Raw genomic sequence first — 26922 nt, 5'->3', positions numbered from 1 at the left:
TTAGTCAGGATTCGAGAAATGGAGTCCCGTTTGATGAAAAGCGTCACGAACTCCAACGTCATTGCGAGGAGAAACGCCGAAGGCGTTAGGACGCGGCAATCTCATAGCAGTATCTTGATTTTACGGCGCAGAGCCGTTTGTTTTTAACTTTGTGCTATGAGATTGCCGCACCTTCTTCGAAGGTTCGCAATGACGGCTTAGTATCCTTCTCCCTTCGGGAGAGGGATTTGCTCCATAGGAGCGTCTCCATCTCCCGTTTCTTCCTCCCCCTTCGTGGGGAGGATAAGAGGAGGGGGAACGAGAAGAGCTTTCGCATCAAACAACAGCTATTTCTCAATCATTATATCGAGCCTCAATAAGGCGATTGCTCCGTAAGCGTCGCCCTTCGGACTTTCGTCCCGCAGGTGCAGGACTCAGAATGACGTTGGAGTGTTGGGTGAGGGTGCTACCTACTTTACGAGCACTACCTTTTCGACCTGCCTCGAACCTCTATCAGCGACGATGAAGTACACTCCAGGCCCGTAACACCCGTAACACCCGTAACACCCACGCCCTCCTCCCCATTGGATTGTGCCATGAGTCTGTGATGAGTGCAGCTCATCAACTCTTCTTCCTGATGCGTCGTATATGCAGGCATGGAAGCCGTGAGGGAAGTTGGAATAGCGCAAGGTTACTTCTCGTCCGAGAGATTTATCTATCTCTAGGAGGGGGAGGACGGGTGCTACGGGTGTTACGGGTTCTGCGATTCCTAAAAGGCCCAGCGAATCGAGCTTCATGAGCAAAACTTGTTTTGAACCGTCAGGGCTGAATGATTCAGTGAAACCTGTGATGATGAAACCTCCGTCAGGAGTTAGCTGAATGCAGTCCCCGCGATCCTGGAGCTTGCCGCCGTACGTGCGCGTCCAGAGAGTATCGCCCGCCGAATCGGTCTTAAGAAGCCATATAGAGCCTTTGCCTAGCATTGAATAGTCTTTTGTCGCAACGACTATGAATCCGCCGTCCGGCGTCTGTTTGACCGACCGACCGTCCTCGTCCGCAGCACTGTAATCGTAATACTTCGTCCATAACGTGTCGCCTAGAGAGTCTATCTTCATGAGCGCTATTGCTCCGTATTCGGCGGGGCTGTAATCGACTGCGCCCGTTATTATCCACCCTCCATCAGATGTCGGTTCTATAGAGTGCCCCTCGTCGTACGTTAAAGGATCGCCAAGTTTGTAAAGCTTAGTCCAGAGCGTATCGCCAAGCGAGTCGGTCCTGAGTATCCACAAACCCTTTTCCGGTCCTGAACCCGTTACAATGAATCCACCGTCGGCTGCAGGCTGAATTGAAAAACCGATGGTCGTACCAAAGCCTCGGCCGTAGGAACGCGACCAAAGCGTGTCGCCTGTCGTATCAAATCTTATTATGTAGAAAGTGAGTTCTTCGTACTGCATCTGCCCTGAAACCACATAACCGTCCTCAAGGCATCTAACGCAGTAACCGTCGGCTGATTGATATTCTTGTTTAACCATTTTAGTCCATAACGTGTCGCCTTGATCGTCGAGCCTCAGAAGCCACAGACCACCTCCTGAACCCGTGGCGATGTACTCTCCGTCTGCCGTCTTTTGAATGCAGCGACCCCAAGCAAATAACGAATTCTGGGAGTCCTTGTAAAGCTTGGTCCACAATGTGTCGCCAAGAGAATCCGTTTTAACAAGAATAAGGCTTGCACCGAAAGGCTTAGATGTAAATAAGTTGTGAGTGGTGTCGTTGTCTGCACCGGCGATTATATATCCTGAGTCTGAGGTACGCTCTACCCACAAGCCATAAACCGCGACATGTTCGCCGTAAGTCTTTATCCATCCCGCATGTACGAAGATAAAGAAACCTGAAAAGAGGAATAAGAGAGCACGTTTCGGCATTGTCTCCTCCTAAGTTTGAGAATAGCTTAGATCCATCTTATGTCAAGCCGGGCGGCGGTGAAATCCGCCGCCCAGTTAACAGATTATCAGTCCGCAAGGGTGCCCCACCAGGTTCCATTGGCATTGCTGCTGTCTGGAGCATACCACCAGTAGCCGTCAGCCGTATCGGCAGATGGTTTATAATAGCCTGTATAGTATCCTCCAAAATTGTAATTCCGATACCAGGTTCCCTTATTCGCCGCCGAAAGTCCTACCTCGTATCTACCTGTACCGGAGTTGTAGTTTGGATATGAGCTTATGGTGTTACTAGTTTGTCCACCCCAATAGCCCCAAAAATGATAATTAGGGGGGTTGTCAGTCTGTAGAGTGCCTTGCCAGACGTAAAAGGGGTAGTAGCCGTAGCATTCGCCCGTTCCGTAGCCTGCCCAGTCGGTATTGGCAAAAGCCGCGAAACCTGCACCAATGACCAGCAATACGAGTAAAGCCCTTCCTCCAATACTTAAGGGTTTCATGATTTTCTCCTAGGTTAGAACGAGAAGCTTCATCGCTTCTCGTCTATGCCTTGATTGTAAAAAAAAAACTGCATATGTCAAGGTTACTGCAAAGGAATGAAGGAACGTACGTTGATTCTAATGAGATGAAGTTCCGCCATTAGTTGACAAAAAAGTGCAGGGCGCGCCTTCCTGTGGGCAGCGCGCCCTTTATATCTGTAAGAGGTGAGGTAAAATTCTCACTGACGACAGCTATCTTCTAACAAAGCGAGACGGATGTTATCTCGTAATCGTAATGCTCCTTATTGTATCCTGCTCTCTTAGCTCTTTTACGACCTTCATGCCGTCGGTTACGATTCCAAACACGCAGTAGCTGCCGTTTAAACTTGGAGCCGCTTCAAGGCAGATGTAGAACTGGCAGGAGGCCGAGTTCTTGTCCGGGCCGCGAGCCATGCCTACGGCGCCCTTGTCATGCTTCATTCCGGACTCTTCGTAGTCTATCGTATATCCTGAGTTGCCGTATCCTGTGCCCAACGGGTCGCCGCCCTGAATAACGAAGCTGCCAACGTAGCGGTGCCAGATGAGTCCGTTGTAGAAGCCGGCGTCTGCAAGACGCACGAAGTTGCGAACCGTGTTGGGCGCCTCGTCGGAGTAAAGCTTGAACGTGAACGCACCCTTGTTCGTTTCGACGTGCGCTTCCTCTTTGCCTGTAAGCGTAACAGGCGAATCCTTTACACGCAAGGCAAGCTGTACGCGCTCGGAAGGCGTGAGCGAGGTCGCAGGTTTCACTACCTTTCTGCATGCCGGCGCTAAAAGAATCGCCGAGGCAACAAGAAAACCGAGCTTTAAGATACGCATTACTTGCTGATTGAAATCTTCGTGATCTCGTCGCCTACGCGAATCTTCTGGGCGACATCCATGCCTTCAAGCACCTTGCCGAAAACAACGTAGGAGCCGTCGAGGCCGGGCTGAGGCGAAAGACAGATATAGAACTGACATGAGCCGGAGTTGGGGTCCTCGGAGCGGGCAACGCCCAGAGCGCCTAGTTCGTGCTTGCGGCTGTTCTTCTCGAAGACAATGTTGTAGCCCGCATCGCCTGTGCCGTTGCCTTTGGGGTCGCCGCCCTGAATGACGAACCCGGGCTCGAAGCGGTGCCATATAAGCCCGTCATAAAAGCCGGACTCTGAAAGACGAATGAAATTTGCGACCGTTTTAGGCGCATCCTTCGAGTAAAGCTCAGCGATGATAGTTCCCTTGTTGGTTTCTATGGTGGCTTTTTCGGTGCCCGCAAGAGGTATCTCAACGTCCTTGACCTCAGCCGCTATCTTCTGCCTGTCTGTAACGGTTGACTGACCGGTGTAGCGACCGATTCCGAAAGCATCCGGTTCTCCTTTTTTCATTTCTACATTCTCCATTTTTCCAGGCTCGTTCTTGGTTGTTTTATCTCCGCAGTTAAGCAAGCTCAAGGCTGCAAAGCAGATTATTGAAAGCATCATTATTTTCTTCATCGATTGCCTCCGTTGTTAGCGAAATCTCCGTGATGATACTCATTAAACATGCCAGGTCAAGACTGCTGCGTGACTGGTTAAGATTGACACCGGAGATGAATTCTTTCTGAGTTGAATCTTCAGGTTGACAGTTGATTGGAGCCTCGTATAATTCAATTCAACTCGAGCATAAAAAGGAGTGCCCCCTTGGCTAACGATCTCTTGAAAGAAATACGCGAGGCCGAAAGACAAGCGGCGGAGATGATAAAGACCGCCGAAGAAAAAAACGAGAACCAGATGAAGGAGTTTGCCGAGCGCTCCGAGAGGGAACTTCAGTCACTCTCTCAAGAGCGCGACAAGGCTCTGGATGATGCGCGGAAGCGGTCGGAGGAAGAGGCAAAAGAGGAAGCCCTGAGAATCAAAAAAGACGCCGAAAAGGAAGCGGAGGAACTCAAGAAACGTGCATCTAAAAATCTCTCGGAAGCCGCCGAGTACGTTACCGAAAAAGTTTGTGAGTTGTGGGAACAGCAAAGGTAGAAAAAGTCCTCATTGCGACTCATATAGAGGAACGTGAAGCACTTCTTAAAACGCTCCAGGAAGAGGGCATACTTCATATCTCGGAAACATCGAGCTTAACAGAGGAAGGCGAGGAGGGCAAGGAAGGCTTAGAGCGCACTACGGAGGATAAGCAATCCGAAGAGGTCAAGGACACCCTTACAAGGCTTAGCCAGGCAATAACTTTTCTTACGAATTACGCGGGAAAGCGTAAAGGCGGAGGATTGTTTTCCCAAAAACCGCAACTGCCTCTCGACGAGTTCAACATCCGTGTCACAGAACTTGACATTCCCCGAAAGATAAGGCGTGTTGGAGAACTTACCGAGATGTCTTCGGCTCTTGAGAAGGAGGAGCGCACACTAAGGACAGAACTCGAACTCCTGGAACCGTGGACCGGTCTCAAGAATGCTCCTGCAGATTATACGAATCTCAAGAAAACGTCTGCAAGATTCGTTCACGCTACCACAAAGGATGAATTCTTAACATTTATGAGAATGCTCGAAGCGACCGCGGCGGATGTGGAGAGTGTTGACGAGTCCAGGGGAATGCACGTCGTTCTCTTCCATACTCAAGAAACAGAAAGGGTCGAGGACGCCATCAAATCGGCAGGACTCAAGACTTTTCAGCTTGAAAGATTCGCGAAACCAATCAGGGAGGAGATAGAACACCGCCGCTCAAGGATGGGAAACATCAAGGAGAGACGGGAAGGACTGATCACAGAGGCGCGCCAGATGAGCGCGGAGCTTTCAGGATTCGAGACCGCTCTTGATTTTTACGACAACGAACGACTCCGCAAGGAGGAATCGGGAAGGCTTGCAAGAAGCGAAAAGGCGGCCTTCATAGAAGGATGGGTTCGTTCCCGCGACCGAAAAAAACTCGAGAAGATTGTACATGAGTTTTCCGCCTCAGACGTAGTTCCTCTTACACCGGCTGAGGATGAGCAGTATCCTGTGGCGCTCGATAACGCCCCTGTTATCAAGCCTTTCGAGATGCTCATGAATCTCTACGGCTCGCCGGACGGTTCGGAAGCAGACCCCACGCCCTTCATGACCCCTTTCTTTGCCGTATTCTTCGGGCTCTGCATGACGGATGCCGGCTACGGCTTGATAATCACATTGACCGCCGCTTTTCTCATATGGGTAAAAAAGATAAGGGGAAACCTCATATGGATACTCTTCTATGGAGGCATCACGACCATCATCGGCGGCGCGCTGACATCCTCATGGTTCGGAAACCTGCCCGACATGCTGGGCATGCCGTGGCTCGTCAAGTTCCGCGACGCCTTGACATGGTTCGACCCTATAAAGGATCCCATGCCCTTCCTTTACCTGTCCCTTGCCGCAGGCTATCTTCAGATGGTCTTCGGGGTTGCGATTGAGTTCTTCGACAATTTGCGGCTCAAGAACTTAGCCGCCGCCCTTTTCGAGGCTCTGCCCTGGCTCCTCATCTTCATCTCTGTGCCCCTTCTTGTAGCATCGGGAATGGCCATAATCCCCGGATTCCTGTCAGTGCCGTTACTTATTCTCATACTCGTGAGCGCGGGCGTATCCATTGTTCTTTCGAACAGGCCCGGACCCACTTCGGTGACCAGCGCCATTCTCTTCTGGGCGGTCGTGACGATGGGGCTGGTCGCGCTTGCCAAGGCGGCAGGCGGCCTGCCCTTCCCTGGAAGGCTCCTAAAGGGACTCCTTCTCGGCTCACTCGGAGCGCTGTGGCTCTACACAGTATTCAAAGGCCTGTCAGAGAAAACATTGAAAGCCGCAGGGATAATCATCGGCGCGCTCGGACTCGCCTGCACTGTCCTTTACGTTACGGGATTACTTGGTTCGAACGGATTCCTTATTGTCGTGTTTATCATCAATATTCTTTTCCCGATGATGGTTCTCAAGGGCTGGGGAACGAGAATAGCGTGGGGAGCCTACGGAATCTATTCAAATGCAACGGGCGTGCTCGGCATCGTCCTTTCCTACGTGCGTCTGATGGCGCTCGGGATGATGACGGCCGGCATCGCGACAGCATTCAACCTTATAGCCTGGATGCTGGGCGGTATACCCGTTGTTTCCGTTATACTGATACTCGCCGTACTCGTCATCGGGCACGGCTACAATCTCGTGATGAGCGCCCTGGGAGCGTTCGTTCACTCCCTGAGATTGCAGTACGTTGAATTTTTCCCCCGCTTCTTCTCCGGAGGCGGCTTGAGATTTGAACCTTTTGAATTGAAAACTCGTTACATCAACGTAACAAGGAGGACTTAGATGGGATTTGATCCAATCGGTCTGGCTGCAGTAGTATTCGGTGCGGCATGCGCCGCAACACTTGCCGGAATAGGTTCGGCGCTCGGAATCCGATATGCGGCAAGCGTAGCAACAGGAGTTCTGGCTGAGGACCCATCCAAATTCGGGTCGGTATTCATTCTCGTGGCTCTTCCCGGCACACAGGGTTTCTACGGCTTTCTTGGCGCATTCCTGGCCATCCAGAAGCTCGGATTTCTGGGCGGGGCAGGGCCTTCAGCTCTCACGCTTTGGCAGGGAGTTCAGATACTTTTCGCCTGCCTGCCCGTAGCCTTCGCAGGCCTTGTTTCGGCCATATTCCAGGGCAAGGTTTGCGCTGCAGGCATCGAGATGGCCGCAAAGCAGCCCAAGGAATCCATGAAGGGCGTCATCTACGGCGCATTAGTCGAGACCTACGCCGTTCTCGGTCTTCTCATAACAATCTTCCTTCTGCAGGGCATCAAGCTGGCATAAGCAATGGCCGATAAGGTAAGCTCAAAGATACTGGCTGACGCGGAAAAACAGGTAGCAGAGATAACGGCGGAGTTCGCCGAGGTCAAGTCGCGATTCCAGGCCGAACTGGACGCTAAGAAGAAGGAATACGCCCAGGAAACTGCACGACTTGTAGAAGCAGAGAAGGAACGAATCCGCAGGGAGATACTTTCCGAAGCAAGACTCCAGGCAAGACGGATGATCCTTGAAGCAAAGCATGAAATGATTAGAGAAAGCCTTAAGGAATCCCGTGAAACCTTCACTAAATCGAAGAAGTATAAAGACCTTCTGGAAAAGATAGTCACGGAATCCGGAAAGGATTCCGTCATCCTGCTTTCTTCGAAGGATAAGGATACTCTACCCTATCCCTGGGCGAAAAAAGCCGATGAAGCAAATATTTCGGGCGGGGTAATAATCCGAAAGGGCTCCAAGGATTCCAACTTCAGCATCGATGCTGCAGTCGAATCCCTAGGCGAGGCTCTAACCCTGGAACTAGCGAAGATCCTTTTCGAGGAACATCCTGTTAAACCGGCTGGAGAAAAGATGGATTGAATTTGGTCTTCTGCATTTTAAAAAGGCCCGCAGGGGCCTTTTTTATAACCTGAAAAAAAGATTGACAAATCAGTCTGAATAAGTATTCTCGAGTAATCGAGTTATACGATTCGCTCCATCTTTAAACAATTAAAGGAGACAGTTATGACAACTAAAGCTAACAGACGAATTATTTTTTTCCTGACGACAATATCGGTCCTTGTGACATCGGTCGGGCTCAACTGCACCCCTGAAGCACCAGCCGAGGTTTTGTGGTTTAAGACCTACGACTCGGGTACGAATGATGCGGCTCATGCCATCGCGGCTGACGCATCAGGCAACGTTTACGTTGGCGGAAGCTCGAAGAATGGAACGTACTACGATTTCCGAACTCTCAAGTACGACTCCGAAGGAACCATCATCTGGGACAAAGCCTACGACAGCTCGAACAACGACGAGGTGTTAGGTCTGGTCGTATCAAGCGCAGGTGACGTTTATGTTACCGGAGCTTCGGTATGTCTGGATTCCAGCGTCAACTGCATCAGGCTCATAAAGTACGACGCTTCGGGCAACATGGTCTTGAATAAGGAGCTTATGTCACACGCCTACGCCTACGACATTGCCTCAGACGCTTCAGGCAACCTGTACATCGCGGGCCGCAAGGTCAATGCGACGAGCGCGGATATCGCACTTATCAAGACGGATGCCGACGGCGACATCCTCTGGTCGAAAATCTACGATTCAGGCAACAACGAGCAGGCGCACGGCGTGGCCGTGGATGATGCAGGCTCCGTATACGTTGCCGGTTTTACCAAGCCTGAGGGAGCGGGCGCTAGTTCAGATTTTCTCACATTGAAGTTCGACACAAACGGTAACCTGCAGTGGAACAAAACTTATGATTCGGGCTCGGATGACGGCATATACGGTCACGGCGTAGCGGTTGACCTTCAGGGCGACGTATACGTGGCAGGCTATACAATGGTCGCGGCCCCGGCAGGCGAGTACGCGATAGTGAAGTACGATTCCGACGGCAATGTGCTCTGGACGAAGACAAACGCGTCGGACAACACTAACCCGACAGCAAGTATAGCAACTAATGGTTCGGGCTCGGTCTATCTCCTGGGTACGCACCTTTCGACGGATAACTACGACTTCATGATAGCCAAGTACGACTCAAAAGGAATCCTGGTCTGGGATACGCTTTTCGACTCGGGAGGGAATGATTACGGTTATGATATCTGTCTTGGCAATGACGGCAGCATTTACGCTACTGGAAATACCTTGAATGCCGATGCCGTATCGGACTTCCTTACGGTAAAACTTAAGCCATAACATGGCAATTGTATACCGAAGTTTACCTGCGGGTATGCACTTGACAACCCGCCCTCTTTGACGTAGACTTCGCATCAAACATAACTCTTTAAGGAGGAAGAATAATGGCTCTATTTGACGACGTGAAAAACATAATAGTAGAACAGCTTCACGTGACCCCTGAAAAAGTTACCACCGAAGCAAAGTTCATTGATGACCTCGGCGCCGATTCACTGGACACCGTCGAGCTTATCATGGCTTTTGAAGAAAAGTTCTCCATCGAAATCCCTGATGAAGACGCCCAGAAGCTCGAAACTGTCGGAAAGGCAATGGAGTATCTGGAGTCCAAGCTTAAAAATAAGTAAGACCTATACCGGCAAAAGGATATCTTTCCTATGAACCGCCGAGTAGTAGTGTCGGGCGTCGGGATGATTACGTCTTTAGGCCACGACGCCCCCACCACCTGGGAAAAACTTCTTGCCGCAGAAAACGGCATACGCAGAATAGAGAATTTTGACCCAAGCGAGATAGAAGTTCAGATAGCGGGCGAGGTCCGTGACTTCGACCCCACGAAGCGGCTGGACTTCAAGCAGGCCAAAAGAATGGACCGCTTCGCCCAGTTTGCCGTCTGGACATCCAAGGAAGCGGTCGCCGATTCCGGTCTCGATTTCGGTAAGGAAAATCCTGAAAGAACGGGAGTCCTTATCGGTGCCGGGATGGGCGGAATAATAGTCTGGGAACGCGAACACGAGAAGTTCGTCAATGCAGGTACAGCAACGGGCGCTAAAAGGGTCTCCCCTCTTCTTATCCCGATGATGATACCGGACATGGCTTCGGGCCTTGTTTCTATTGAATTCGGAGTCCGTGGACCCAACTACTGCACAGTCTCCGCCTGTTCTTCTGGCGCACATGCCGTAGGCGATGCTTTCGAGATAATCAAGCTCGGCAAAGCCGACATCATGATAACGGGCGGAACCGAGGCGGCAATCACCCCTTTTTCGATTTCCGGGTTTTCGAATATGATGGCATTGTCGAAGCGCAACCACGATCCCGAGCATGCCTCAAGACCCTTCGACGCAGAACGCGACGGTTTCGTCATAGGAGAAGGAAGCGGCATCCTGATTCTTGAGGAACTGGAGCATGCAAGAAACCGCGGGGCAAAAATATATGCCGAAGTAGCAGGTTACGGTCTTACAGGAGATGCGTTCCATATGACCGCTCCGGATCCCGAGGGCAGGGGACCGATTCTTGCCATGCGCATGGCAATGGAAGAAGCGGCCGTTAATAAGGAAGATGTAGAATACATCAACGCTCACGGAACCTCAACCGACCTTAACGATGCGATGGAGACCAGGGCTATAAGGAATGCTTTCCAGGAGCATGCCGACAAGCTCTGGATATCCTACTCGAAATCGATGATAGGCCATCTGCTGGGCGGAGCCGGCGGTGTAGAAGCGGTAATATCAGTGCTTTCAATTCGGGACGGCAAGGTTCATCCCACGCGAAATCTTGAAAAACCGGACCCCGCCTGCGACCTTGACTACGTACCCGGAGAAACGAGAGAGAAGGAGATAACATCCGTCATCTCAAACTCATTCGGCTTTGGAGGGCACAACGTCGCTCTCCTGTTCAAGAGATTCGAAAACTGATTCCAAGAGAGATTTGAACATGAAATTCATCGTATGCATTAAACAGGTGCCTGATACTACCGAAGTTCGGGTAAATCCGGAAACTAATACCCTCGTGCGCGAGGGCGTGCCTTCCGTAGTAAATCCCTTAGACCTCTATGCGGTCGAAGAGGCGCTGCTTCTAAAAGAACAGGTTGGAGGCGAGATTGTAGCCATATCGATGGGGCCCCCCCAGGCGGAGGAAGCCCTGAGAGAAGTCATCTCGATGGGTGTAGACAGCGCGATTCTCATATCCGACCGCAAGTTCGCGGGCGCGGATACCTGGGCAACATCCTTAACTCTTGCCACCGCAATCAAGAAGATAGGCGGTTTCGACCTGATACTGACAGGCAAGCAGGCCGCTGACGGCGATACCGCCCAGGTAGGCCCTGGGATAGCGGAGTTTCTCGACCTTCCCCAGGCTACCTTCGTGCGGAAAGTGGACGCTCTTGATTTGCAATCGGGAAAGATAACGGTTGAATCCATGTGGGAGGAGGGTTCCGAAAAACTCGAACTCCCTCTCCCCTGCGTTGTCACGACAGTCAAGGAGATAAACGAGCCAAGGCTTCCGAGCCTTAGAGGCAAGATGGCGGCAAAGAAAGCCGAGATACCTGTATGGAAGTTCGAAGACCTCGGGCTCCAAGAGAACGAAATAGGGCTTGCCGGATCGCCGACGCAGGTCGTAAAGGTCTTCCCCCCTCCGCCGAGAACGAAGGGCGAGCTTTATGCTGACAAAGAAGCGCCTGATGCAGCAAGGATTGTGGCCGATAAGCTCAAAGAGAAAGGGTTCTTCTGATGGCTCTGAAGATTGATTACGATTTATGCACCCTTTGCGGAGCGTGTGTTCCCGCATGTCCATTCGCCGCGTTGGAGCTAAAGGACAGGCTTTACGTTTTAGAAACATGCACCCTTTGCGGAGCGTGCGTGCCGGTTTGTCCGGTCTCAGCGCTCTCTCTGGAGGAAGTAGGACGTTCTGGAACGGTTGATACCGCAGACTGGCACGGTGTATGGGTCTTTGCCGAACAGAGGAACTCCGTGATCGAGCCTTCAACCTTTGAACTTTTGGGCGCCGCCCGAAGCCTGGCATCCGATTTAGGAGAGAAGGTTACAGCCGTTCTGCTTGGAGCGGATGTAAAGTCGCCCGAAACGCTCCTCAAGGCAGGAGCAGACGAAGTCCTGTACGTTAAGAACGCGACGCTTGCCCATTTCGGACTCGAACCCTATGCGGCGGTGATAGCAAGTCTCATTTCGGAAAGAAGACCCGAGATAATGCTCGGCGCCGCAACATTCATTGGCCGCTCGCTTCTGCCGAGGATTGCAATTAAGGTCCACGCCGGTCTGACGGCAGACTGCACCGGTCTGGATATCGATAAGTCCAAGCGCCTGCTTCTGCAGACGCGGCCCGCTTTCGGCGGAAACATAATGGCCACAATCATCTGCCCCAACCACCGTCCCCAGATGGCTACGGTAAGGCCCAAGGTGATGAAGCCCCTTGCCGAACCTTACGATTCCAAGGGAACCGTAACTGAGATTGCGGCTGATTTGCCAGAAAACCGGGTTAAATTTCTTGATTTTATAGTTGACCAGAGTTCTCACGTAAACATTGCAGCGGCCGATATAATAGTATCAGGAGGAAGGGGCCTTAGCGACCCGAAGAACTTCGCGCTTGTGGAAGAACTGGCCGAGATACTGGGAGGAGCGGTCGGAGCGTCCCGCTCGGCAGTCGATGCAGGCTGGATTAATTATTCTCATCAGGTCGGCCAAACAGGACGCACGGTGGGCCCCAAGCTGTATATCGCGCTCGGGATATCTGGTGCAATCCAGCATCTTGTAGGAATGCAGTCTTCGGATTTCATCGTCGCAGTCAACAAGGACCCGAATGCGCCGATATTTAAGGTCGCAGACCTCGGCATAGTCGGCGATGTATTCGAAATTGTTCCCAAACTTATTGCCGAGATTAAAGCCCGCAAGGGCGCCTAGCCTCGGCATTCTTTTTAGCCAAATCCTTCCGGCAGGGAGGAATTACGCCTGATTCTCTGGGAAAAAAGAAATTCTTTATTGGAGTTACCGGACGTGCAGGCTCAGGCAAAACAACATTTTCGCATATCCTTAAGCAGATGATAATCTCCGAAGGATACGCCTGCGATCTGATAGATGCCGACTCCGTTGCCTGGAAATTGTACGAGAAACCCGACTTGAAAATAAAAATGCTTGAATCCTTCGGGAATCGAATTTTTTCTCGCAAGAAACTGGACAGAAGAAAACTGGGTGATATAGTATTCGAGGACGCCGCAGCCTTAAATCTCCTCGATTCCATAATCCGACCTCCCCTTGTTAAAGAACTTACAAAAATGATTGCATCCTCGAAACGAGAAATCGTAATACTCGATGCCGCCTTGCTGCTTGACTGGACTCTCGCCGCAAAGTGTGATCTCCTTATTGGGGTTCTATCTCATAACGACTTATCCCTCGAAAGACTCGAAAAGAAAGGAATCGACTTTTCGAGAGCGAACCGGATGCTTTCCCTTCAGCGTTCTGAGAGAGAGTTCCGGGACACCTGCAAAGTGATTGTAGAAAACTACGCTGACCTTAAGAGGCTGACTGAACAGGCTAAGATTATATGGGCGAACCATATACTGCCAGTGATATCTAAAAGATAAATCCTCTGAATTCGCATAACGATATAAGTGCTAACATCTTGACAAGATTAAGAAGTTGAATAAACTGACACAACAAAACTAAGGAGGATGCATGAAAAAACTGCTCATTCTTATCCCCGTCATAGCCATACTGACTCTTGGCGGATGCGCCTGGCAGGCTGTATCAAAAGTCCCGCCACCATCTGACGTATTCTGCACAACAGGCGACATGAAAGACGGCGACTATACGCCGATAGGCATGGTTCGCGCCATGAAGATAAATCTCGCCTTCAGCTGCATCGGAGTGATACCTCCGCTTTACCCGATGTTCGGCCCGCAGATCCAGGATGCATTGTACGAACAGCTGGCAAAGGAAGCCAAAGCCCTGGGCGCTAACGGCGTAATAAACATCACCACTGCAATGATGCCTATGGCATTGATTCCGGGTATTATCTGGATTCCGGTGGTCGAGATGAGCGGCATGGCGATAAAGAAATAGAGCCGAGATCTTTTCACAAAGAGGGTGCTTGCACCCTCTTTGTCTTTTTACAACCCTCGATTATTTTAAACTTGCATCATTTGATAGTATCGACCAGAACCGTTGACAAAAAGCCTAATCTGAATAGTATCGTTGAATGAAATTGCTTTTTGAACTCTCCGAACCAAATCGCAAGGGTTATCAATTTCCTAAACCGGATGTTCCGACAAGACAGATAACCGATTACATCCCAGAACGCTATCTCAGAAAAAAGGAAGCAGGTCTTCCGGAGGTTGCAGAACCTGAATTGGCAAGACACTTTGTAGCGTTATCCTATCTCAATCATCACGTCGATAAAGGATTCTATCCGCTCGGATCGTGTACGATGAAGTACAACCCTAAGATTAACGAAAGCGCTGCAAGAATGCCCGGATTTTCAGGAATACATCCCATGGCTCCTGAATCACTCGCACAGGGCGCTCTGGAACTTATCTATGATCTTGAAAGACTACTGTCCGAAATCTCGGGATTTGATGCCGTTACACTCCAGCCTGCGGCAGGCGCGCAGGGGGAGCTGTGTGCCAATCTTATCACAAGGGCTTATTTCAAGAATAAGGGAGAGAGACGGACAAAAGTCCTGATTCCCGATTCCGCGCACGGAACCAATCCGGCGAGCGTTACGCTTGCCGGTTTTGAGTCCGTAACCGTTTCCTCGACCTCAGAAGGACTTATCGATATTGAAGACCTTGAGCGAAAACTCTCGCAGGATGTAGCGCTGATAATGGTCACGAATCCCAACACACTTGGGCTGTTTGAAAAAGATATCTGCAAGGTTATTGAAAAAGTTCACAACGCCGGAGCGCTTGCCTACATGGACGGCGCTAACCTTAATGCGCTTGTCGGAATCATCAAACCTCGTGAAATGGGCTTCGACCTCATGCATTTCAACCTGCACAAAACCTTCTCGACCCCTCACGGCGGAGGCGGTCCGGGTTCGGGTCCTGTCGGCGTTACAAAAGAACTCGAGCGGTTTCTTCCTGTTCCGCGTGTCGGGAAAACCTCAGATGGATACCGGCTCGACTACGACAAACCGCTGTCCATTGGCAAGCTTCTCGGTTATTACGGAAATTTCTTAATCCTTGTCAGGGCATATACTTACATAAGAATGCTCGGAGCGGAAGGAATGACCGAGATATCGAAGAATGCAATTGTCAATGCAAACTATCTTCGCAAGCTCTTCGAAAACATACTAGAAATTCCATTCAACAGGGCTTGTATGCACGAATTTGTGGCTTCAGGAAAACCGCTGCGCCAGCACAATCTCAAAACGACCGATTTCGCCAAAAGACTTCTTGATTACGGCTTTCATGCTCCGACTATTTATTTCCCCCTCATCGTGTCGGAAGCGTTTATGGTCGAACCGACAGAAACGGAATCCATTGATACTCTCAACAGCTTTGCCGAAGCGTCGAGACGGATTCTCGAAGAAGCCCGGATTAATCCTGAGATGCTTCGCAAAGCGCCGCATACGACGCCCGTAAAGAGACTCGACGAAGTCAAGGCGGCAAAGGACCTTGATGTTTGCTTCAGACCTGACTGAAGAGCGAAAGAACGAAATCTGCACGAAGATTGCAGAGCGTATCGTCCATTTCCGTCTGAGCCCAATAGCGATAATACTCCTGGAATCGGTAAAGCCCATAAGCTTCCTGGGAAGCCAGCTCATGGTTTTCTTTGCACCCATGATTACGGCTTTCACGACAGGCAATGGGTACGACGAGATGACGGCGTTTCTTGAAGACCGGCCCAATCTCGAGATGCTTATCCAGACTATTGAAGCTAAGGAGGCGGAGAGGAACCAGAAGGAAAAGGAGATTAAGAAAGCAAGGAGCGAAAAGCGTGGCAAAAGAAAGTAAGACATTCGACAAGGGAAAGGTCGAAACGATACTTGCAACCGATTGCGGTTCAACGACCACGAAGGCGATTCTTATCGAAAAACAGGGAGATGAATACCGTCTTGTAGTGCGCGGCGAAGCGCCGACAACGGTCGAGGCGCCTTTTGAGGACGTTACAAGAGGCGTTCTTAATTCAATCCGGGAGGTGGAAGAACTTACCGGAAAGAAGATACTTGACGGTGAAAAGATAATCAAACCGGCAAAAAACAAGAAAGAGGGTGTTGACGTTTATATTTCTACGTCTTCTGCAGGCGGCGGACTCCAGATGATGGTCGCGGGCGTGGTATTATCAATGACCGGAGAGAGCGCAGCGAGGGCGGCACTGGGCGCAGGAGCCATAGTGATGGACGTTATAGCCTCGAACGACGGCAGGCTTCCACACAAGAAGATTGAACGCATACGTCATCTGCGGCCGGATATGATTCTTCTCTCAGGCGGAGTTGACGGCGGAACGGTCTCGCACGTTGCAGAACTCGCCGAATTGATTCGTGCGGCAGATCCGCGACCGAGATTCGGAACCACCTACAGCCTTCCGGTGATATACGCCGGCAACAAGGATGCGCGAAAGATAATCCTCGATACGCTTAAGGACTCGACCGAACTTGTGGTTGTAGAAAACCTAAGGCCAGTGCTCGAAAGAGAAAATCTCCGGCCAGCAAGGGACAAGATACACGAGCTCTTCATGGAGCACGTCATGGCTCACGCACCAGGATACAAGAAGCTTATGGAATGGACCGACGTACCTATAATGCCCACGCCCGGCGCGGTGGGATTATTGATAGAACGCCTGGGAAAGCGCGAAGGCATAGACGTGCTTGGAGTCGATATAGGCGGAGCAACAACTGATGTGTTCAGCGTTTTTGGAGAAAAGCAGGCCGAAACCGACAAAATCGAGCGTGTATTCAACAGAACCGTCAGCGCCAATCTGGGAATGAGCTACAGCATATCGAACGTTCTCGTAGAGGCCGGAAACGATAATATACTCCGCTGGATACCGTTTGACGTGGATATAACCGATTTGAGAAACAGAATCCGCAACAAGATGATAAGACCGACAACCATTCCCGCCTCTCTTGCCGACCTCAAGATGGAGCATGCCGTCGCCCGCGAGGCGTTGAGGCTCGCTTTAGTCCAGCACCGCACAATGGCAGTTGGACTTAAGGGCGTTCAGCAGGAACGCTCGATTGCGGACGCTTTCGCACAGACATCTTCGGGCGCTACGCTTGTCAACATGATGTCCCTTTCGCTCGTTGTAGGTTCGGGCGGAGCGCTTTCCCATTCACCAAGACGCTCACAGGCGGCAATGCTCATGCTCGATGCGTTCCTTCCAGAAGGCATAACCCAGCTTGCAGTGGACTCAATCTTCATGATGCCCCATCTCGGAGTTTTGACCGAGGTAAACGAGGCTGCTGCGGAAGAGGTCTTCCAGAAGGACTGTCTAATCCGCTTGGGTACCGCGATTGCGCCAGTCGGACAGGGGAAAGAAGGAGCTAAATGCCTGAGACTCGTCTTAAAACCCGCCAAGGGAAATGAAGAGGAAGTTTCAGTCAACTTCGGAGAGATGGTCAAACTCAAGCTTGGCGTGGACGAAAAAGTAAAGGCTGAGATTTATCCCGAAAGAGGGTTCGATGTCGGGGCAGGCTCCGGCAAGAGCGTCGAAACCGAGCTGGTAGGCGGCCAGGTAGGGCTTATTTTAGATTGCCGAGGAAGACCATTCAATCTTCCGCAGGAACCCAAAAAACGCATGCAGTCCCTTAATAAATGGGCAAAAGCACTGGAGATGTACCCGGAATGAACCTTTTCACACTCCTCGTTTTCTCAGGAGTGGGAGTTCTTGGGCCTTATCTGACTTCTTACAAATCCGAGCCTCTTAAGGATTCAAACCTTCTTTTACTTCAAGATGAGACCATCAACACTCTCTCCCGCTCAGGGTCGGTTGACGAATCCGGCCATAGATTCATTATTAAGTTAGATCATCCTATTGCTAATACCGATATTGCCGCCATCCAGCGTACGGGAATCCGTATCGAAGGCTATCTTCCGCATTATGCATTTCTTGTTTCCTCAAGCTATAGCGATGTCTCAGCTCTTCTGAACCTGGGAGCCATCTCATGGTGTTCTGCATACGAGCCCCGCTGGAAGCTCGCACCATCCTTAATCGACCGTTCAGCCGCTTCTGATACTCTTCACTTATGGCTTTTCGATGATGCTGATATCAACACGCTCCGACTGAGGCTGGAAAGCGACTTCGGAGCAAGGATATATTCCATCCATAATGGACGGAACAAGCTTTTGAAGATTTCCATGGATAATCAATTTCTATACGAACTTGCAGCCATTGACGATATAAGATGGATTGAGCCGTTTTATTCGCCCGAATTCTTTAACGACCAGGCTCAATGGGTTCTGCAGAGCTGGAAAGAGGATAAGCGCGATTTGTGGAGCAAAGGTCTTGACGGCTCAGGCGTTGTAGCAAGCACCGGTGACGCCGGAATAACAACCAGTCATACTGCGTTCAAGGATTCGACAATCGAGATTGCGACCTGGGGCAATTTCCCCAACCACAGAAAGATAATAGCCTATCAGCCTTCGGCTCCAGGCGCGAATTTCGGAGATGACGGCACACCTTACGTCCAGTACCACGGAACCCACACCGGCTGCACGGTTTGCGGAGACGATTCATACTGGAACGGCGATTCACCATACGACGGTATGGCCAAGGGTGCAAAACTTTATTTTGTGGATGTAGGCACCAATTCAGGCGGAATAGCATATCCAGCTGATTATAACGACATGTACGAGCTTCCCTGGCAGGGAAATCAGGGTGGCAGTGCTAAACTAATGTCGAACAGCTGGGGCTCCGGTGGTTCATACAACACTTACGACCTCGCATCAAGGCAGACGGATGAGTTCATGTGGAATCATCCCGATTTTCTCGTTCTTTATTCAGCCGGAAACTCCTCAGGTTCAGGCATTAGCCCCCCTTCTACTGCAAAGAACGTAGTATCCGTGGGGGCGACGTTGAACGGTACATCGGCGACGATTCCGGCCGGGTTTTCAAGTCAAGGTCCTACGGCTGACGGTCGAATAAAGCCGACGATAACGGCGCCCGGTTATCTCATGTCTGCAGACGGTGCCTCTACGTCGGGCTATAAATCCATGGAAGGAACAAGCATGTCCTCCCCTGCTGTTGCTGGGATTACTGTTTTGCTCGCACAGTACTTCAGAGAAGGCTGGTACCCTTCAGGCTCTAACTCTTTGGACGCAGCTGATGGTTTTGACCCTTCGGCGGCTCTTCTCAAAGCCCTGCTCATCAACTCGGCCGTTGCGGATTTCTCTTCGAATCCTATACCGGATATGAAGGTGGGCTGGGGAAGAGTGTGTCTCGATTCAGTTCTTTATTTCGAAGGAAACACGAAGAAACTGTACGTAAGTGATAATGTCATTGGTCTTGAAACCGGTGATGACGCCTTATACAAGGTCGAAGTTTCAGGAAAGAACTGGCCATTGAGGGCAACGTTAGTCTGGTCCGATTTTCCTGGAGATATGGTTTCCTCAAAAAAACTCGTTAACGATCTTGACATCAAGGCTGTATCGCCATCCGGAAAGATATACCTGGGAAATGTCTTCTCCTCAGGCTTTTCAGTCACTTCAGGCGCCAAAGACGAAACTAACGTCGAGGAATGCCTTCGAATCAATAATCCTGAGCTAGGCACGTGGGAGATTCACATACTGGCTGCAAATATTCCGCAAGGTCCTCAACCTTATGCCCTCGTAATCAACGGTGTAATCGAAAATAAAGAGCCGCATATTTCCGCAGAGGGAATCAGGATCGACGATTCTTCTAACCCGCAACCAAATAACGCCCTTGACCCCGGAGAAACCGCGATTCTTTATCCAAGAATAATGAATGAAGGTGACGAGGATGTATCGAATGCCAATGCCCTGCTTTCGTCACCGGATACCTTTGTAACAATCTTGGATTCGGATGCCGACTACGGCTCCATATCTGCGGGTCTTACATCTGAAGGTCAAGGATTCTCAGTAACTCTTGAGCCGTACGCCAAGAAGGATGATGCAATGACTTTTAATCTTACCGTATTCCAGAACGGCGGTTCAAAGATTGACACCCTTGTTTTTCATACTATAGTAGGTCTTAGTGGAATAAACCAACCAGGTACCGAATGTCCCGTAACTTCGATTCAATGCCCGGCTGTAGCCATGGAAGGTTCTGGATTTACACTAGAACTTACAGGAAATGAGAAGGTTGTCCTTGAGTTGTTTGACGTCACCGGAAGAAAGATTGAGACTCTGTATAATGGAAAACTTGATAGCGGTATCCACCAGTTTTCGATACCCTCCTCATGCAAAGCCGGAGTTTATTTTATAAAGCTCGACACGCCAGATATTCACAGGAAGGTCAAGGTAGTCGTAATCGGCGGATAAACTTTCTAAGTGGTTTAAAAGAGGATAGCTAGGATTAAACCAAGAAATTCAATTCGAGTATATCGGATTGCTTTTGAATTAATAAAGAAAGGAACTTGCAGGAGATGTACATGGTTCTGTTTTTTTGGATTCTAGGAGGACTACCGCAAAAGGGCGTTTTTGTACCGCTACCAAATCCGGAGATTAACTCAATCACTCTTATCTCTGAAACCATTGATATTCGCAAAGCCAAGCTTTTCACAGAAGAAACCAATGATCTTAGAACACCTTGTCGCTTCATTGTTCATCTAAACCACAGACTCAGCAAAGATGACCGGGATGTTCTTGAAAGAAATGGACTCAAAGTAGAAAGCTATCTGCCGAACTCGGCGTTTCTGGTAAAAGGATTGCCCGAAAAAGCTCGCGACCTGCTCGCGAACGGTATCATCAACTGGTTCGGAAGCTACAAACCCGATTACAAGCTAGATCCTGTATTACTGGATAAAACAGAAGAAACCAAGGTCGAGATAATGCTCTTCCCTGGTGTTGAACTTGAGGAAGTAACGAACGCACTAGAGACCATGGGTGTAAATATCATTTCGGCAGAAGACAACGAGTGGAACGGAAAGATAATTGCATACGTTAAACCTTTAGATTTCCTTAAAGCAGCTTCTCTCGATGGAGTGCGCTGGATAGAACCTTTTTACGAGCCTGTCCTTCACAACAACCAGGCACAATGGATCATTCAGACCTGGAAGGACGACAACAGGCGTATATGGGATAAGGGATTGCACGGCGAAGGAATAATCGGTTCCACGTGCGACTCTGGAATCAATACCGATCATGTGATGTTCAAAGATTCTTCTATCCAGATAACAACATGGGGCGACTACCCGAACCATCGAAAGATAATCGCTTACAAGCCCACAACCGGTTCGGTCAGCTTCGGAGATGTGGGCGGAATAATCAGCTTTCACGGAACTCACACCGGATGCACCGTAGCAGGCGACGATTCGTACTGGGGCCAATCTTCACCTTATGACGGCATGGCTCCGAAGTCGCGGCTTTATTTCATGGACTTTGACGGATACGAATACGGTTTTACAGCTGATTATCGAAGCATGTACAATCAGCCTTACCTGGGCAACCAGGCAGGAAGAGCCAAGTTCAGTTCCAACAGCTGGGGTGACAGGGGCGGAGGTTACACGTCCCATTCCTGGGAATCGGACCAGTTCATGTGGCAGCATCCGGAATTTCTTCTTTTGTTTTCAGCCGGAAACAGCGGTGGAGCAATAGGTTCTCCGGCAACAGCCAAGAATATGGTCACCGTTGGAGCAACGCACAACGGCGAGGCAGCCACCATGCCAGCTGATTTTTCAAGCATCGGACCAACGGCCGACGGACGCGTAAAACCTGAGGTCATGGCTCCAGGCGTTGGCGTCATATCGGCTAACGGCGGCACAGCAGACAGCTACAAACCTCTGGATGGAACCAGCATGTCCTGCCCCGTGATTGCAGGTGCCGCGGCTTTAATTACCCAATACTTCAGAGAAGGCTGGTACCCAGGCGGAGTAAAGAATCCATCGGATTCGCTGGAACCATCGGCAGCGCTTCTTAAGGCCGCACTTATTGTCTCTACCGAAACTGACTATTCTCAAATGCCCATACCGAACTCAAAAATAGGATGGGGCCGTCCGGATCTTGACTCTGTTCTATACTTTGCAGGTGATAGCCAGAAGCTTTTTGTATTTGATGAAAGCGAAGGCCTATCGACCGGTGATTACGTGAGTTTCGAAACTTCGGTAAAGACCAGCGGCTGGCCTTTAAGGGTAGCCTTGGTCTGGACGGATGCTCCGCCTGAGCTTTCTGCAGAAGCGAAACTCGTCAACGATCTGGACCTTGAAGTTATTGACCCATCTGGAAAGATATACAGAGGTAATAATTTCAGCGACAATTACTCCGTTCAGCAAGGCGACCCCGACTCAAAGAACGTAGTAGAGATGGTAAGGATAAAAAAACCAGCGGCAGGGGTGTGGTCAGTAAGAATAAAGGCTACCGAGGCGCCCGAAGGACCTCAACCTTACGCTTTGCTTATAACAGGTGATATTGAAAACCACAACGTTGATCTTAAGTCTACCGGAACAAAAATCGACGATTCAAGCGGCCCTTCTCCAAATGGGGCGCTCGATCCCGGTGAAACGGTCCTGTTTCAGCCTGAAATAACCAATATCGGCGATTTTACGGCAAGCGGTATCGAGGCTACCCTTTCGACTTCTGAGAAAAAAATTACCATCGAGTCCGATAAAGCGTCTTACGGAAATCTCGGTTATGGAGAATCCTCATACGGCGATGGGTTCACGGTTACCGCGTCCTCCGAAATGCAGGCTAACACCGTCGTACCTTTCAGGCTGGACGTAATTGCTAACGACGGCGGATACGTATGCGTGCTGGAATATCCAGTTACGATCTCGGTTGGTGTATCAGAAAAGCTTCCTGACCCATTCATGTCAGTAGAATTGACGGCGGATGCTTTCAACAAGGACGCTTTAAGCGTTAGATTAAGTCTTCCTGAGTCCGTACCTCTGCATCTTGATATGTTCGATCAGTCCGGAAGACTTGTACGCACCCTTGTCTCGGAATCATACGCAGGGCCCGGAGTAAGGGATTTTCAATTCAAGATGGTCGATTCCAGAGGACGCTCGCTTTCAAACGGGGTTTATTTCTTTCACCTCACGACCGGTAACCACTCGCTCGTGTGCAAACTCGTTAGGATAAAATGATTTAACCGTGGATTTAGAACTCCGCAAGTCGCTTTTTGCTGCAACCTGAATTGATGAGAGAAACGGTTGACAGGGGCTAGACTTATTGTTCTGATTTGCGTATACTTAATCGTTAATTCGGAATAGAAACTTAAAACCATGCAGGTCAAAAACCTGATTTGTGTAAAAAAAGAATTTTTCCAAAAGGAGAATTCTAAAAGATGACGGTGTTAACCGTCTTGAAAAATGCAAGCGAAGCCTAGGAGGAAGTATATGAGGCAAATGTTTGCGCTATTGATGTTGCCGTTCTTGCTCATGGCAGCAGGAGGACCGCTTATAGATGGTAATGTGGTCCCAACGTCAACATATCTGTATGAGAATCCATCTGTAATCAATCTACCGTGCGGAATAAAACTAGATACCCGCGATGCGAAACCCAGTTTGCCTTCAAATCTAATGATTGCAGGCGAACAACAAGGAACCGGAACCTACCTTGTACATTTTGACGGTCCAATATACACCCACGAACGCAGAGCGCTGGAACAACAAGGCGTAATCATAGACGGCTATCTTCCCAATTACACTTACATTGTAAGAATGGAAAAGTCCGCTCTTAATGATGTTAAACAAGTTTCCGGTGTGGATTGGGTCGGAGACTACCAGCCGGGCTACAAAATCTGTCCTGATTTCAACCTTAGCGATAAGGCACCGCAGAAACTGGTGGTCGTATTATACGCCGGTACCGACGCCGAAGTTATCCGCAGCACTGTTGAATCCCTCGGCGGAACAATGCTCGAATGGCAGTCCAGCGAATGGTCTACGCTCGTGCATATCAATCTGGCGCCTGAAAAAATCCCTGGTTTGGTTACGATTCCCGATGTCAAATGGGTAGAGCCTTTCAGGGTAATGTACCTTCACAATGGCCAGGCCCAATGGGTCATGCAAACATGGGACGATGGCAACCGCAAAATCTGGGATAAAGGCATCAAGGGGCAGGGCCAGATAGGCTCCACCCTCGATTCAGGTATAAGAACAAGCCACAACTTCTTCAGAGACCCCTCAAAGGCTATTACCGATTTCGGTGATTTTCCCACTCATCGCAAGATTATAGCTTACCAAAAACCAGCCGTAGACGACCCGGATAACCCGGTAATATCCTTTGGCGATGAAAACGGACACGGCACGCATACGGCAGGGTCAATGCTCGGCAACGACGTTCCTGCAGGAGGCTCAAGCCCTAATATAGGCATGGCCCCGGAAGCTAAGATATTCTTCCTTGACGGAGGCGGCTCAAGCGGCGGAATTATCCATGCCGTAAGCCTTGAATACAGTCTCAGCCTTCCTTACAACGGCAACAGCGCTGGCGGCGCTCGGGTAATCTCCAACTCATGGGGAAACCAAACAACGCGCGCCTATGATGCAAGCTGCAAGGAAGCCGACCAGACCATGTGGAACAGATCTGATTATCTGGTATGCTTTTCGGCTGGAAACACCGACCAGGGACCTTATACGGGTTCTCCTGGCAATGCAAAAGACGTGCTTTGCATAGGCGCATGCCGCAACGGCGTTATTGCCAATAACGCATCCGCTGTGGGTTCTTCAGGACCCACCGCTGACGGACGCATAAGACCGGACGTAGTCGCGCCTGGCGAGGGAGTCACATCTTCGGTAAACACCTCTGACGATGCCGAGCAATCCTACGACGGAACCAGCATGTCTTCGCCCATAGCTGCGGGTAATGCCCTCTTGATTCGGCAGTACTTCACGGATGGATGGTATCCTTCGGGAGCCCCGCAGAACGGCCAGAAATTCACCCCGTCTGCAGCCCTTCTCAAGGCAATGATGATAAACTCTGTGGAGACTGATTTTGCGGCGTTTACCGTACCGGCGGGAAAAATAGGCTGGGGCAGACCTATGCTTGATAATGTACTCTACTTTGCCGGCGACACCCGTAAACTTGCCGTCGTCGATTTCGACGAAGGCCTTGAAACCGGTTATCAATTCACCGGAAAGGTCAACGTAAGCAATTCCGGCGAACCTTTAAGGATAACCCTCAACTGGACGGATTATCCGGGCGTGGAATACGCCAGCCCTGCCCTTGTAAACGATCTGAATCTTGAAGTCGTTTCACCCTCGGGTAAGACTTACAAGGGCAACGTTTTTGCAAGCAACGTCTCGACTGAAGGCGGAAGTTTCGACACAAAGAACCCGGTCGAGAACGTATTCATCGACTCCCCTGAAACGGGCGACTGGAAGATCAATGTTAAGGCTAATAACGTCCCCAAAGGACCTCAGCCTTTCGCTCTTGTGGTATCAGGCGTCTTGAATGCTCTAATTACATCCGCTTCTATCACAAGCACTGAAGTCAACGACGACGGTCAGGCCAATCCTGACGGCAACATGGACCCCGGGGAGAACGTCGTCCTTTACGTTAGCATTAAGAATGCGAGCTCGATACCTCTGACCGGTCTCCAGGCCACCCTCTCCTCCACCTCTCCCGGGATAACCGTAACGGACAATACCGCCGCATACGGCACGATAAATGCAGACGCTATTGCAAAGGGCGACGGTTTCAAGGTTTCCATAGCTTCATCGGCAACCATTGGCTCCTTCGCTGAATTCAATCTTTCAATAACATCAACCGAACTGTCAGGCGAGCTGGGAAGCTTTGAATTGATGATAGGAACTCCCAGATACGACTACGTCAACCATGATGTCGGCAACGTAAAGCTTACCGTGGCTAAACAAGGAGCCGTGGGGTTCCTGGGCGACGAACCGAACGATAAGGGAGACGGATTCCGTTATCCCAAAACCGCTCTTTCAAGCTGGCTTTACCATGCTTCTTTTGCGGCAGGCACATCGGCTTCTTATATCAATGACAGATTTTACGGCGATGATAACAACTACACCAACGCAAAAGACTGGAAGGTGACGACTGACCCTGACGGAAAAGTAACCATAGGCCGTCATGACTATTCCGACCAGGACAGCAAGGCGATATTCGATGACTCCGGAAATCCTGCCAAAAAAGGCCTGAAGGTAACGCAGTACGGATACGCATGGAAAGACAAGGAATACGTATTCCTGAAGTACGTGCTCGAAAATACAAGCTCTTCAGCGCTGAATGGCATGTATGCAGGCATTATCGCCGATTTCGACATGGGTCTTCGTTCGGACTCAAACAAGGTAGGCACGAATCAGACGCTGAATCTTGCATACGTCAAACAGGCATCCACAGACAACCCCCACTGCGGAGTAAAGCTGCTCAAAGGTACAAAGGCGAACGTAAGCGCTCTTGAGAACCCCGTTTACGTCTATCAGGGTCAAGATCACGTCTGGAATGAATCAAATTGCTTTAAGTTCATCAAGGGCGACATAAGCGTCCCGACCTCATCCGGCATCACTGACTGGTCTGTTGCCGTATCGGCAGGTCCTTTCAACCTTGCTGCAGGCAGCACGGATACTGTGGCTTTTGCATTCATTGCGGGCGACAACCTTGCCGATATTCAAGCTAATGCTACCGATGCGCAGACCGTCTGGAATGGACTCGACTTCTTTGCGGTTTCAGAGGATCCTCTTAGACCTGAACCTCTCGACCTTGCTTTCTCCAACGACCTTCTCTCCGGTCAAGGTTCAATCTACTTCTCCATACCGGCCGCTTCGCGGGTAAGACTTGAAGTTTACGATCTCTCTGGTCGTTACGTTAATACCCTCGTAAATGAAGACCTTGCTGCCGGACAACACAAGACCTACTGGAACGGAAAAGATGCCAGTGGTTCAAAAATAGCAAGTGGAGTATACTTTATAGTTCTCAACACTCCAGCCGGAACGGTTGCAGGAAAAGCGGTAATCTTGAAATAACCTTGAAGATTTTTAAACTCGAGGGGCCTTTTGGCCCCTCTTTTTTATACTTGACGATTGTGTTGAAGACTATATACTTCGATGATGACTAAGCTTAAGGACT

21 protein-coding genes are annotated in these 26922 nt (G+C 50.1%); 17 read left to right on the top strand and 4 right to left on the bottom strand.

Annotated elements, in window-relative coordinates; translation table 11 throughout:
• Positions 1-449: 449 nt before the first annotated feature.
• The 4 genes from GX441_00835 to GX441_00820 form a co-directional block, all read right to left on the bottom strand.
• Positions 450-1901 (bottom strand): hypothetical protein, encoded by a 1452-nt coding sequence (locus tag GX441_00835; GenBank protein ID NLI97189.1) that lies wholly within the window; start codon positions 1899-1901, stop codon positions 450-452.
• Between the two features lie 86 nt (positions 1902-1987).
• The gene (locus GX441_00830; protein ID NLI97188.1) at positions 1988-2413 is read right to left on the bottom strand and encodes a hypothetical protein; all 426 of its coding nucleotides are present in this window, start codon (positions 2411-2413) and stop codon (positions 1988-1990) included.
• Between the two features lie 258 nt (positions 2414-2671).
• The gene (locus GX441_00825; GenBank protein NLI97187.1) at positions 2672-3250 is read right to left on the bottom strand and encodes a peptidylprolyl isomerase; all 579 of its coding nucleotides are present in this window, start codon (positions 3248-3250) and stop codon (positions 2672-2674) included.
• Positions 3250-3792 carry a peptidylprolyl isomerase gene (locus GX441_00820; GenBank protein NLI97186.1) on the bottom strand — a complete coding sequence of 181 codons (543 nt, stop codon included), beginning with the start codon at positions 3790-3792 and terminating at the stop codon, positions 3250-3252. The genes GX441_00825 and GX441_00820 overlap by 1 nt, the downstream gene beginning before the upstream one ends.
• Positions 3793-4086: 294 nt before the next feature.
• Here GX441_00820 and GX441_00815 point away from each other — a divergent pair, with 294 nt between their 5' ends.
• The 17 genes from GX441_00815 to GX441_00735 all read left to right on the top strand — a co-directional run bounded on the left by GX441_00815 (position 4087) and on the right by GX441_00735 (position 26819).
• Positions 4087-4416, top strand: a complete 330-nt coding sequence (locus GX441_00815) for a hypothetical protein (GenBank protein ID NLI97185.1) — start codon at positions 4087-4089, stop codon at positions 4414-4416.
• On the top strand, positions 4398-6689 hold the full coding sequence (locus tag GX441_00810; GenBank protein NLI97184.1) for a V-type ATP synthase subunit I: 2292 nt from the start codon (positions 4398-4400) through the stop codon (positions 6687-6689). Before GX441_00815 ends, GX441_00810 begins: the two co-directional genes overlap by 19 nt.
• Positions 6690-7178, top strand: a complete 489-nt coding sequence (locus tag GX441_00805) for a V-type ATP synthase subunit K (GenBank protein ID NLI97183.1) — start codon at positions 6690-6692, stop codon at positions 7176-7178.
• 3 nt (positions 7179-7181) lie between these two features.
• A complete protein-coding gene (locus tag GX441_00800; protein NLI97182.1) occupies positions 7182-7748 on the top strand; it encodes a hypothetical protein in 567 nt (188 codons plus the stop codon).
• 144 nt (positions 7749-7892) lie between these two features.
• Complete coding sequence (locus GX441_00795) at positions 7893-9059, top strand: hypothetical protein (protein ID NLI97181.1); 1167 nt, start codon at positions 7893-7895, stop codon at positions 9057-9059.
• Positions 9060-9163: 104 nt separating this feature from the next.
• The gene (locus tag GX441_00790; protein NLI97180.1) at positions 9164-9403 is read left to right on the top strand and encodes an acyl carrier protein; all 240 of its coding nucleotides are present in this window, start codon (positions 9164-9166) and stop codon (positions 9401-9403) included.
• Positions 9404-9433: 30 nt separating this feature from the next.
• Positions 9434-10687: a beta-ketoacyl-ACP synthase II gene (fabF, locus tag GX441_00785; GenBank protein NLI97179.1), complete on the top strand. Its 1254-nt coding sequence runs from the start codon at positions 9434-9436 to the stop codon at positions 10685-10687.
• Positions 10688-10706: 19 nt separating this feature from the next.
• Entirely contained in the window at positions 10707-11501 is a 795-nt protein-coding gene (locus GX441_00780; GenBank protein NLI97178.1) for an electron transfer flavoprotein subunit beta/FixA family protein, read from the top strand.
• Positions 11501-12685, top strand: coding sequence for a 4Fe-4S binding protein (locus tag GX441_00775; protein NLI97177.1), 1185 nt, complete (start codon positions 11501-11503; stop codon positions 12683-12685). Before GX441_00780 ends, GX441_00775 begins: the two co-directional genes overlap by 1 nt.
• A gap of 41 nt (positions 12686-12726) precedes the next feature.
• Positions 12727-13365 (top strand): dephospho-CoA kinase, encoded by a 639-nt coding sequence (gene coaE, locus GX441_00770; protein NLI97176.1) that lies wholly within the window; start codon positions 12727-12729, stop codon positions 13363-13365.
• Positions 13366-13456: 91 nt separating this feature from the next.
• A complete protein-coding gene (locus tag GX441_00765) occupies positions 13457-13843 on the top strand; it encodes a hypothetical protein (protein ID NLI97175.1) in 387 nt (128 codons plus the stop codon).
• 136 nt (positions 13844-13979) lie between these two features.
• On the top strand, positions 13980-15422 hold the full coding sequence (locus tag GX441_00760) for an aminomethyl-transferring glycine dehydrogenase subunit GcvPB (GenBank protein ID NLI97174.1): 1443 nt from the start codon (positions 13980-13982) through the stop codon (positions 15420-15422).
• On the top strand, positions 15400-15735 hold the full coding sequence (locus GX441_00755; GenBank protein ID NLI97173.1) for a hypothetical protein: 336 nt from the start codon (positions 15400-15402) through the stop codon (positions 15733-15735). Before GX441_00760 ends, GX441_00755 begins: the two co-directional genes overlap by 23 nt.
• Positions 15719-17569: a methylaspartate mutase gene (locus GX441_00750; protein NLI97172.1), complete on the top strand. Its 1851-nt coding sequence runs from the start codon at positions 15719-15721 to the stop codon at positions 17567-17569. The genes GX441_00755 and GX441_00750 overlap by 17 nt, the downstream gene beginning before the upstream one ends.
• The gene (locus GX441_00745) at positions 17566-20220 is read left to right on the top strand and encodes a S8 family serine peptidase (protein NLI97171.1); all 2655 of its coding nucleotides are present in this window, start codon (positions 17566-17568) and stop codon (positions 20218-20220) included. The genes GX441_00750 and GX441_00745 overlap by 4 nt, the downstream gene beginning before the upstream one ends.
• A 110-nt stretch (positions 20221-20330) precedes the next feature.
• Positions 20331-22979 carry a S8 family serine peptidase gene (locus GX441_00740; protein ID NLI97170.1) on the top strand — a complete coding sequence of 883 codons (2649 nt, stop codon included), beginning with the start codon at positions 20331-20333 and terminating at the stop codon, positions 22977-22979.
• A 252-nt stretch (positions 22980-23231) separates the two neighbouring features.
• Positions 23232-26819 (top strand): S8 family serine peptidase, encoded by a 3588-nt coding sequence (locus GX441_00735; protein NLI97169.1) that lies wholly within the window; start codon positions 23232-23234, stop codon positions 26817-26819.
• The last annotated feature ends 103 nt before the right edge of the window (positions 26820-26922 follow it).

The sequence above is a fragment of the bacterium genome, from assembly GCA_012517375.1.
Classification (GTDB): Bacteria; Hydrothermota; Tepidihabitantia; order B3-TA06; family B3-TA06; genus JAAYVC01.
This window is presented reverse-complemented; position numbering and strand designations above follow the sequence as displayed.

Excerpts from the sequence above, each read along its gene's own strand:
- GX441_00835 (NLI97189.1), bottom strand. The coding sequence starts at position 1,901 with ATGCCGAAACGTGCTCTCTTATTCCTCTTTTCAGGTTTCTTTATCTTC.
- GX441_00830 (NLI97188.1), bottom strand. The coding sequence starts at position 2,413 with ATGAAACCCTTAAGTATTGGAGGAAGGGCTTTACTCGTATTGCTGGTC.
- GX441_00825 (NLI97187.1), bottom strand. The coding sequence starts at position 3,250 with ATGCGTATCTTAAAGCTCGGTTTTCTTGTTGCCTCGGCGATTCTTTTA.
- GX441_00820 (NLI97186.1), bottom strand. The coding sequence starts at position 3,792 with ATGAAAAAAGGAGAACCGGATGCTTTCGGAATCGGTCGCTACACCGGT.
- GX441_00805 (NLI97183.1), top strand. The coding sequence starts at position 6,690 with ATGGGATTTGATCCAATCGGTCTGGCTGCAGTAGTATTCGGTGCGGCA.
- GX441_00800 (NLI97182.1), top strand. The coding sequence starts at position 7,182 with ATGGCCGATAAGGTAAGCTCAAAGATACTGGCTGACGCGGAAAAACAG.
- GX441_00795 (NLI97181.1), top strand. The coding sequence starts at position 7,893 with ATGACAACTAAAGCTAACAGACGAATTATTTTTTTCCTGACGACAATA.
- GX441_00790 (NLI97180.1), top strand. The coding sequence starts at position 9,164 with ATGGCTCTATTTGACGACGTGAAAAACATAATAGTAGAACAGCTTCAC.
- fabF (NLI97179.1), top strand. The coding sequence starts at position 9,434 with ATGAACCGCCGAGTAGTAGTGTCGGGCGTCGGGATGATTACGTCTTTA.
- GX441_00780 (NLI97178.1), top strand. The coding sequence starts at position 10,707 with ATGAAATTCATCGTATGCATTAAACAGGTGCCTGATACTACCGAAGTT.
- GX441_00775 (NLI97177.1), top strand. The coding sequence starts at position 11,501 with ATGGCTCTGAAGATTGATTACGATTTATGCACCCTTTGCGGAGCGTGT.
- GX441_00765 (NLI97175.1), top strand. The coding sequence starts at position 13,457 with ATGAAAAAACTGCTCATTCTTATCCCCGTCATAGCCATACTGACTCTT.
- GX441_00760 (NLI97174.1), top strand. The coding sequence starts at position 13,980 with ATGAAATTGCTTTTTGAACTCTCCGAACCAAATCGCAAGGGTTATCAA.
- GX441_00755 (NLI97173.1), top strand. The coding sequence starts at position 15,400 with ATGTTTGCTTCAGACCTGACTGAAGAGCGAAAGAACGAAATCTGCACG.
- GX441_00745 (NLI97171.1), top strand. The coding sequence starts at position 17,566 with ATGAACCTTTTCACACTCCTCGTTTTCTCAGGAGTGGGAGTTCTTGGG.
- GX441_00740 (NLI97170.1), top strand. The coding sequence starts at position 20,331 with ATGGTTCTGTTTTTTTGGATTCTAGGAGGACTACCGCAAAAGGGCGTT.
- GX441_00735 (NLI97169.1), top strand. The coding sequence starts at position 23,232 with ATGAGGCAAATGTTTGCGCTATTGATGTTGCCGTTCTTGCTCATGGCA.